Genomic DNA, 8,118 nt, shown 5'->3' with positions numbered 1-8,118 from the left:
GCCACTTCGAGGGCGCGTCGGACATCCAGCGGTACCTGAAGTTGCGATCCTCAGCGGCCGTTGCGGGCCGCTGCCACGCCGGACTTGGCCAAGTTGTCGACGAGGGTCGAGTAGTTGCGATCCTCAGCGGCCGTTGCGGGCCGCTGCCACGGTCTGTGAACAGCAGAAATGGCAGCCCAACGTTCGACAGATCCGCCAACTGAAAGGGATGGACGGCCCTCAATAGCGACAAACGTCCTTGGGAACCTCCCCGGATTTTCATGTGCACTACAGGTTCCCAACTACAACACCAACGACTGGTCGTGAGGCAGCCGTGCGGCGACGCCCAAGACGGTGACCTTCGTGAATGCGCCCCGGTTCATGCGGTAGATGCGGATGCTGTCCTCGCCGTCCTTGATGATGCGCCGGAAGGAATCGTTGAGGCGTACGAGGTCGGCGTCGGTGCACACGATCTCGAACACCGACTTCTGTACGCGCAGCCCGTACCCTTCGCACAGCTTGGCCACGCGCCGCAGGCGTTGGGCGCCCTCCGGGGTGGTCGTGGCGACGTCGTAGGTGACCAGCAGTTCCATCACGCCGTCCAGGGCAGGTAGCCGGGCAGGTCCTTGCGCAGGTGGCGGGCGAGCAGGCGGGCCTGGACCGACGGCAGCAGTCCGGCCGGCACCGCGCGGTCCAGGACGCGGTGCCGGTGGTCCCTGGCGCGTTGCTGCTGCCAGAAGGCCAGCACCTTCTTGCGTCCCTCCTCATTGAGCTGGACCGCCCCGCCTTCCAGGGCCTCGAAGTCGGCGCCGGTGACCTGGCGGCGGTTGACCAGGGTCAGCACGGCGCGGTCGGCCAGGACCGCTCGGAACTCCTCCATCAGGTCCAATGCGAGCGCCGGCTTGCCTGGGCGGATGCCGTGCAGGAACCCGACGTAGGGGTCGAGGCCGACCTGCTCGCAGGCCCCGTGGACCATTGCGCGGACGAGTCCGTAGTGGAAGGACAGCAGCGCGTTGACCGGATCGGTGGGTGGGCGGCGCACGCGGCCGGGGAAGCTGAAGCCGGTCTCCGGGCGCACCAGCAGAGCGAACACCTCGTAGTACACCCGTGCGGCGTTGCCCTCCACCCCCATGAGCGTGTCGATGTCGCCGGCCGCCTCCGCGGCCCCGAGCGTGCCCGCGAGGACGTCGGCCGCGGCGCGGAGGGCGGCCTTGTGCTCCGTGGCGTCGCGGGCGCCCTTGAGGAGGATCTGCCGACTGTTCTGGATTTTCGCCGCCACGCACGCGCGGGCGATACCCAGCCGGACGGGGGTGTCGGTGTGGGCGAGGTGCTGGGCGTGGCGCAGGAGCACGTTGCCGCGGGTGGCTCCTTCCGTGCGGAAACGGAACCGGCCGCCTTCGCTGAGCCACACCACCGCGCGTCCGTCGTCGGCGCAGCGGCTGAGCAGTTGGGAGGACAGTTGCACGTTGCCCATGACGACGATGGATTCCAGACGCAGAAGCGGCAGGATGCGGCGGGGGTCGCCCTCGGGCAGCACCACGCGCACCGCGTCGCCGTCGAGATGCAGTGATGCGCCTGGTGTCTGGACGTAGAGCGTGTTGAGCAGGTCAGTCATCGAAGTCCGCTTCAGGGGCCGGAGTGAACAGGGCGCCCAGGAGCCGTTCGTAGCGGGGGCGCTTGGCGAGCACCTTGGGCATGCACCCGGTGTGCATGGAGCAGCGGCGGCAGCGGGCGTCGGCCGCCGGAGGCGGCAGTGCCGATTCGGTGAGTACCCGTCGGACCTGTCCGGCGATGCGGATCACGCGTTCGCGCATGGCGTGGTCGACGGCGACGTGGTGCCGGCGGCGGTCGGCCATGGCGTAGATGGCGGCGCTCTCGATGCGGGTGCCCATGCGCTGCTCAAGGCAGATGGCTTGGGCCGCGACCTGGACGTCGGCCGGGCCACCGGGGCGGTAGGAGCCCGACTTGTGCTCGACGGGGAGGACGGTGCCGTCGGGATGGATCTCGACGACGTCGCACACCCCGGTCAGGCCGAGGGCGTCGTGCCAGACGGGCAGGGCGCGCAGGGTGCGTACGCGCGGGCGGGTCTCCTGGCCGGGGTCGTGGACGCGGCGGTGGGCCAAGGTGCCGCGCACGGTGGCGGCGTCCTCGGCGTAGGCGTCCTCGAGCAGGATGAGCCCGGCCTGGCGCGGACAGTAGTCGTAGTGCTCCAGCGCCGACAGCGGCACCGGCCAGGGACTCGGTTCCTCGGTTGCGGTGGTACTCATCCGTCCACCAGCGGGGTCATGATGACGCCGTCGGGCAGGGCGGTGTCGTCGATGGTGGGCTTGTAGTCGCCGAAGGAGCGGACCGGGCGGTTCGCCGCCGTCTCGGCGTCCTCGCCCGGCACGCCGATGCGGTCGACGCTGATGCGGTCGAACAGGGTGTGGGCCGGGGCGCGGCCGAAGGCGTCGTCGTGGGTGAAGACGTAGAGGCCGCGCATCGCCATCTCGCCGCGGGCGGCGGAGCGGTCGTGGTCGAACATCATGGTCATGGCCCGCCAGAAGGCGTCGAGGTCGGCGGAGGTGACGCCGGTGCGCGCGGCGAGCGGGGCGCTGAAGTGGCCGTGGCCGCGGTAGAGGCCGTAGGGCACGGTGTGCTTGGTGCCCATTTCGGTCGACTGCCCGGCCTCGGTGTCCTGGGTGCGCGTCTGCGTGATGCGTGTGATGCCGTGCTCCTGGTCGAGGACGCGGTGCAGGGAGCGGGCGAAGGTGAGCTGCAGGGGGCCCTGGACGCGTCCGGCGGGTTTGTCGCCGGTGCTCATGACCGCGCCGAACATGCGCACGTCGAAGAAGGTCTGGCACATCCACCTCTGCGCCAAGGGCTGGTTGTGCGCGGTCTGCTTCTTGTCCTTCCGTTCGCCCTTGAGGCCGAGCGCGGTGTAGGCGCGTTCGTGCTGGGAGTTGAGGGAGACGCCGGCCTCGACGTAGATGTCGAAGCCGGGCTCGCCCCCCTTGAACAGCGGGATGGTGTTGCGGATCTTGCGCTTGATGGCGACGTCGGTGACCAGGCCCTGGCCGGTCTCGGGGTCGGTGCGCGGCATGCCGCCGGCGTCGGGGTCGCCGTTGGGGTTGCCGTCGCGCACGTCGAAGAGGAAGACGAAGTCGTGCTTGCGGGAGGGGTCCAGGTGCGGTCGGGCGGTCATTCGTTCTCCTCGGTCGAGTCGGGGCGGTTGCCGCGCTGGGCTTCGCGGCTGTGGGCGCGCTGCTGGTGGTAGCCGACGACGAACAGCCCCTGGCCGTGCAGGTCGAGGACGGCGGGCGGGCCGTCGGGCAGCAGGTCGAACAGTTCGTGCAGGCGGTCGGAGAGGGCGGTGGCGGCGCCACCGTTGTCGCGGCGCAGGCGCTTGAGGTGGCCGTTGGCGTTCATGCGCAACCGCACCAGTTGCGACAGCGGTGCGACGGCGGCCTGCTTGAAGTAGCGGTCGGTGATGGTGGTGTTGGGGCCCTTCTTGGTGGTGGGGTCGCGCAGGGCGTAGTACTGGATCTCCTCCAGCACCGCGAAGATGCGTCCGCAGACGAGCGCGGGGCGGGCGTCGTCGACGTTGAGTCGGGGCATCAGCCGCGTCCTTTCGGCCGGGTTCCGGCGGATGAGCAGAAGCCGCAGCAGGGCGGCGCGGGTGTGGTCGATGTGGCCGTCGGCGCGGATGCGCTGGAGCAGGCGTTGCAATAGGCGTTCGGGTGGGCGGTGGGTGGGCCCGCGCAAGGCGCAGTGGAGCAGGTCAGGGCCGGCGTAGACGGGCTGGGAGCCGCCGAGGTAGCGCCAGGTGTCGCCGTCGGTGGTGCCGCGGCCGAGGCTGTACTCCATCAGCCACCGGGGCGCGTAGCGCAGTTCGCCGGTGCGCACGTCCTGCATGCGGTGGTCCTCGAACCATGCGGTGATGTGGGCGATGCTGCGCTCGAGCGGGATGTCGAGCCACTCGCGCACCACCACCCGGCTCTGGTTGGCCGAGAGCGTCAGGGCGTAGAAGCGGTTGGTTTCGGCGTCGGCCGGCCGGGCGCGGGCGCGGTCGAGTTCGCGGTAGAGCGCGGCGACCTGGTCGGGTCGGGGCTGCTCGAGGAGGCGCAGCGGGGAGAAGGAAGCGGGTTCCTTCAGCCACCACACGGTGACCGCGTCATCGGTGCGGTGGCGGTGTTCGGGGTCGGCGAGCAGGGCGTTGAGCACGGCGGTGGACTGGGTGCCGCAGTGGTCGCACACGGGGATGTCGGCGAGTTGGATGCGCCCGCCCCGGCCCTGGGCGGTGGTGTTGACCGAGACGAGTTGGGCGTCGCGGGCACGTCCGTTGCCGGCGGGGATCGCTCCGGACTTGACCGACTGCGGCAGGGTGTCCAGCAGGGTTCCGACGGTGCCGCAGGACAGGCACAGGCCGGTGCCCGTGCGTCCGCTCTTGCGCGCGGCGACGGTGCGGCTCCAGCACCGCTGGGCCGCTTCGCCGAGGTGGGGCCACCCCTCGTGTCCGTGGACGCGCAGGGCCACGTTGTCGGTGGGTTTGGCGTGGGCGGGTACGGCGATGCGCCGATGGTGGTCGGAGGTGAAGAACGCCAGGACGGCGGTGGCGGTCGGATCGGCCGGGGTCGCGGCGGCCCACTCCCGCAGCAGGTCGATGTAGGCGCTGTTGCGGCGGGCGGCCTCCCGCTCGGCCTTGTCGCCGGGTTCTTTGGGGACGGCCAGGACGTATTGGAGGGTGTCGACGAGGAGGAGGGGCGGTGGCTTCGCTCCGGAGCGGTAGACGTAGGGGGCTTCCAGCGCGATGCCGTTGCGGTGGTCGGGGCCGGCGAGGTCGTCCAGGGCGGGTCGGCCGTCGGCGCCGCGGCTGAGGGGGGCTCCGTGGGCGTCGATCAGGATGGCCCAGCGCACGGTGCGCGTCCGGTAGCCGGCCGGGGGCAGCCCGTCGACGTGGGGGGCGTGGTCGGCCAGGGCCTTGAGCAGCACGGCCCCTACCCCCTTCCGCCGGTGCGGACGGTGGACGCACCGGGGAGTTCGGCCCCCCGTTCGGGTACGTGCATGACGCCGGCGTCCAGGCGTGCGCGGAACCATCGGTAGGTCTCGCGGGGCCCGTCGTAGTCGATGCCGTGCAGCATCACGCCCAGGTCCTCGGTTGTGTCGACAGGGGACCGCTGTGTGGGCGGTGTGAACGACGCGGAGAACTCCCGGGTACCGAGGAAGGGCTGGGAGAAGCAGGCGCCGCGCTCGACGCGGCGGCGGAACTGGTCGCGGTACTTGGCCGCGGGGGCACCGGCGTGCGAGTGCACGTCGATGTGGGTGAAGACGCGGTAGGCCACGTCGCGTAGGCCGACCATGTTGCGCTGGTCGCGCTTGGCCTCGGCGTCGAAGCGCACTTCGGGGTCGGCCATGGCGCGGCGCACCCAGTCGGCCGAGGTGATCTCCTCGACCTCGTTGCGGCGCACCGTGAACCAGGAGACGGGGTTCAGGACTTCGATGCGGTCGATGCGGTACTGGAATTCCGGCTTCCAGAAGATGGCCTCCAGAAGCCCTCGCGCCGCCGAGGGGGTCATGACGGGGTAGCTGAACCGCTCGGTCTTAAATTCGGGACGGGTGAAGCAGGCGTAGGGGCCCGACACCTCCACTGCCAGAGGTGGATGAAAACCACGAAAACCGGTCAAAACACGTACTCCTGCGTATCGGTTATTTCGACACCGCGGGTGTCGCTGTAGTCGCCCAACCATTCGTACAGGTCGCCTACGACAGGCGAGAGGAAAGGAGCCGCATCATCAAATGCCATGTTCTTGGGAATAGTCGCGGTAAACGGGCGCAATTCCCGCATCAGGTCCATGGAACTCACCCCGGAGCGCAGCAGGCCGAGCACCTGCCGGATCCGGGGGCCGTACTCCTGCTCGTAGCGATCGGGCACGGCGACGACGGGGACGCTGAGGTCGTCGATCATGCGGAACAGGCGGGCGGTCGCGGGAAAGTCGAATCTGCCGCGGGCCTTCTGCACGTCCTTGCCCTCTTTGTCCACGTTGGTTCTGGTGAAGCGGTCGCGGTAGTAGGCGTCCAGAGCGTCGAGGTCGTCGGGGAATGCCCGATCCGGCCCGAAGTGCGCGCGGGTGGCCCCCACGGCGGCGCCGTAGACGGTCTCCCCCTTGGTCTGCGGTTCTCCGTCGGGGCCGGCGATGTCGAAGACCACCACGCGCCCCTTCGCCAGACGGCCGGCGCGGTTACACCGCCCCGCGGCCTGCTGCATCGCCTCGGCGGTGGCGAACGCGCGGTAGACCACCGGGAAGTCCAGGTCGACCCCCGCCTCCACAAGCTGGGTGGAGACGACGGCGACCGGCGCGCCGGCGGCGGTCAGCTCGCGGATCACGTCGATGGTGTCGCGGCGGTGGCGGGCGACCATGCGCGTGGACAGGTGCAGCACCGGCCCGCTCCCGGCGCCGCGCTCCCGCTCGACCAGGCGGTGCAGGTCTGCGGCCTGGGCTGTGGTGTTGCAGATGACGAGGACCGAAGGGCACGCCGCGGCGTCGGCGGCCACCTCCTCGAGTGTGGGGGCGGGGTTGCACTGCCAGATGTAGGAGACCCGGGACAGTTCCGCGTACAGCGGCCCGGGGTCGGCGATCACGTCGCGCGGGCGAACCTGCTTGAGGGGGGCGAGGTCGAACAGGGTCGGCTGGGTGGCCGAGGCGAGCAGGACCGTGACCCCGAAGTGCTCGGTCAGCGTGCGCAGCATGGACAGAATCGGAACCAGCAGGCCGTCCGGCAGGGACTGCACCTCGTCGAGGACGATCACCGAGCGGGCGATGTTGTGCAGCCGGCGCACCGCCGAGGGACGGCGGTCGAAGAGCGACTCGAAAAGGCGGACGGTGGTGGTCACGACGAACGGGGCGTCCCAGTTCTCCGCTGCGAGCTTGGCGCGCGGGTCGCGGCCGGCATCCAGGTCGACGGCGCTGTGGTGTTCGAGGACCACCGGGAGTTCGCCGACGCGATCAAGGAGCGCGTGGTACTCCTGGGCGTTCTGCTCGGTGATGGAGGTGTAGGGCACAGCGACGATCACCCGGTCGAGGCCATGTCGGCGGGCGTGGTGCAACGCAAATCCGGCGGCAGCGAACGTCTTGCCCGACCCGGTGGGCGCGGCCATGCGGTAGAAGCCCTGCGGGCCGTCGGCAGCCGCGACCGCGTGGGCGTAGACGCGTCGGCGGATGCCGTCGATCGGCGTCGGCGGGCGCTTCGCGAGCGCGGCGGCCAGCGCCTGTTCATAGCGGTCGGCCAGGTCGCGGGCCGCGAGTGGATGCTCTGGGCGCGGCATTCCTGTGGCGTGCTCGTCGGTGTCCAGGAAGTCGGCGTCGACGACCGTGCTGAAGACCATGCGCAGCAGGACCTCGGCCACCAGAGGGTCACTCCCCAAGGCCGGTTCCAGCCACGCCGGGAGGGTGGGGCCGTCATGGATTTCAGGAACGACGGCGCCGACGCTGTCGATCGCCTCGCGCACCGCGGCACTCAGGTCCCCGTCGGCCTCCCGAAGGGCGGCCTCCAGGTCGGGCAGCGAGACCAGGCCACCGTGGTGACCGAAGACCACCCCGCTGAACACGTCAAGTCCCGCTTTGGCGGCCAGCCACGTCCCGGCGTGCTTGTGCGGAATACCCACCGGCCCGTTATCGGCCTCGGCTCGCCTCAGGCCGGCCTGCCACGCACACGTCCCCTTTCCGACGTCGTGCACCAGCGCGAGATAGGCGGCCAGCTCCGCAGCGCCGAACTTCGCCGCCTTCCGCAGCGCCCGTTCCCGGGCGCCGCGAAGATGATCTTCTAGACTGTGGCGCTTCCCGTGAGTATTGGCACTATGCGCCCATAACTGCATACGTCGCCCCAATCCACGACGAGGGGGTGGTGGATTGGGACACTACAACTGCACACGGACAAGCGGAGGCATGTTCGAAAAACTCACGGCGGCACCGATTCCACATCGGACAGTGAATCCGAGATGCGTATCGAATGGCGAAAGTACTCGCTTATCCACGATCGGGGACAATCGCACCTGCGGCGGGCACTTCGGTTCTTACCTGCAGCGGCCGCTTCATGCCGTTGCCGCGAGCGGGTCGTCGTCCCGCCCCTCGTCGGGGTCGGGGTTGCGGCCCGCAGCGGCCG

The 8,118-nt window shown here is 70.1% G+C and carries 7 protein-coding genes; all 7 read right to left on the bottom strand.

Translation table 11 applies throughout. The annotated features are described in order from the left end of the window. Window positions 1-281 precede the first annotated feature (281 nt). From cas2 to NT8_RS25475, 7 genes are read right to left on the bottom strand one after another with little or no spacing between them, the layout of a single operon-like run. Window positions 282-572, bottom strand: coding sequence for a CRISPR-associated endonuclease Cas2 (gene cas2, locus NT8_RS25505; RefSeq protein ID WP_067974834.1), 291 nt, complete (start codon window positions 570-572; stop codon window positions 282-284). Further along, window positions 572-1,594, bottom strand: a complete 1,023-nt coding sequence (gene cas1c / locus NT8_RS25500) for a type I-C CRISPR-associated endonuclease Cas1c (RefSeq protein ID WP_067974832.1) — start codon at window positions 1,592-1,594, stop codon at window positions 572-574. Before cas1c ends, cas2 begins: the two co-directional genes overlap by 1 nt. Further along, on the bottom strand, window positions 1,587-2,246 hold the full coding sequence (gene cas4, locus NT8_RS25495) for a CRISPR-associated protein Cas4 (protein WP_067974829.1): 660 nt from the start codon (window positions 2,244-2,246) through the stop codon (window positions 1,587-1,589). The genes cas1c and cas4 overlap by 8 nt, the downstream gene beginning before the upstream one ends. Next, on the bottom strand, window positions 2,243-3,163 hold the full coding sequence (cas7c, locus tag NT8_RS25490; protein ID WP_067974827.1) for a type I-C CRISPR-associated protein Cas7/Csd2: 921 nt from the start codon (window positions 3,161-3,163) through the stop codon (window positions 2,243-2,245). The genes cas4 and cas7c overlap by 4 nt, the downstream gene beginning before the upstream one ends. After that, complete coding sequence (cas8c, locus tag NT8_RS25485) at window positions 3,160-4,950, bottom strand: type I-C CRISPR-associated protein Cas8c/Csd1 (protein ID WP_067974824.1); 1,791 nt, start codon at window positions 4,948-4,950, stop codon at window positions 3,160-3,162. The genes cas7c and cas8c overlap by 4 nt, the downstream gene beginning before the upstream one ends. Before the next feature lie 5 nt (window positions 4,951-4,955). Beyond that, on the bottom strand, window positions 4,956-5,606 hold the full coding sequence (gene cas5c / locus NT8_RS25480) for a type I-C CRISPR-associated protein Cas5c (protein ID WP_067974822.1): 651 nt from the start codon (window positions 5,604-5,606) through the stop codon (window positions 4,956-4,958). A gap of 32 nt (window positions 5,607-5,638) precedes the next feature. After that, window positions 5,639-7,831 (bottom strand): CRISPR-associated helicase/endonuclease Cas3, encoded by a 2,193-nt coding sequence (locus NT8_RS25475; protein WP_067974819.1) that lies wholly within the window; start codon window positions 7,829-7,831, stop codon window positions 5,639-5,641. Window positions 7,832-8,118 lie beyond the last annotated feature (287 nt).

The sequence above is a fragment of the Nocardiopsis trehalosi NBRC 14201 genome, from assembly GCF_001552555.1.
Classification (GTDB): Bacteria; Actinomycetota; Actinomycetes; order Streptosporangiales; family Streptosporangiaceae; genus Nocardiopsis_B; species Nocardiopsis_B trehalosi.
Note: the sequence above shows the minus strand (reverse complement) of the source record. Positions and strands in the feature narration are given on the sequence as shown.